This is a genomic window from Shewanella sp. 10N.286.52.E4 (genome assembly GCF_041468785.1).
GTDB lineage: Bacteria > Pseudomonadota > Gammaproteobacteria > Enterobacterales > Shewanellaceae > Shewanella > Shewanella electrodiphila.
The window spans coordinates 1-231 of sequence record NZ_JBFRJJ010000059.1 but is presented as its reverse complement, the minus strand read 5'-3'; the positions used below and the strand labels follow the sequence as shown (position 1 = coordinate 231).

The following is a 231-nucleotide window of genomic DNA, read 5'->3' as shown; positions in this document are numbered from 1 at the left end:
TCTAGTTTTACGTAATGATTTATTACGTCTGAATTAAAGCCAAACTGGCAATCTCACTTTCAGAAAAGTGGTGGGTCGTGAAGGATTCGAACCTTCGACCAATTGGTTAAAAGCCAACTGCTCTACCAACTGAGCTAACGACCCATCTAGTTTTACGTAATGATTCATTACGTCTGAATTAAAGCCAAACTGGCAATCTCACTTTCAGAAAAGTGGTGGGTCGTGAAGGAT

The 231-nt window shown here is 40.3% G+C and carries 1 tRNA gene; it reads right to left on the bottom strand.

Features of this window, described 5'->3' with window-relative positions:
- Positions 1–68: 68 nt before the first annotated feature.
- Positions 69–144 (bottom strand) — tRNA-Lys (locus tag AB4153_RS20590).
- Positions 145–231: the final 87 nt, after the last annotated feature.